The 228-nt window shown below is 61.4% G+C and carries 1 protein-coding gene; it reads left to right on the plus strand.

Going from position 1 to position 228, the window contains the following annotated elements; translation table 11 throughout:
* The coding region (locus F7R20_RS31530; protein ID WP_151180645.1) for an immunoglobulin-like domain-containing protein at window positions 1–228 on the plus strand (228 nt) is incomplete at both ends.

The raw sequence follows: 228 nt of genomic DNA on the forward strand, positions 1-228 counted from the left end.
CTCCGTTGGTTATCACCCTGTCGAACGGCCAGACCATCACCATTCCGGTTGGCGCCAGCAGCGGCACCGTGAACTTCGTGACACCAAACGACGCCCTCGCGGGCGGCGATAACCTGAGCGTGAAGATCGACGACGCCAAGGGCGGCAACTACGAAAAACTGGACATCGACGGCAAGCCTGCCGACACCACCGTCACAGACACTCAGGACACCACTGGCCTGACGCTCT

The organism is Pseudomonas brassicacearum subsp. brassicacearum (assembly GCF_008801605.1).
Classification (GTDB): domain Bacteria; phylum Pseudomonadota; class Gammaproteobacteria; order Pseudomonadales; family Pseudomonadaceae; genus Aquipseudomonas; species Aquipseudomonas brassicacearum.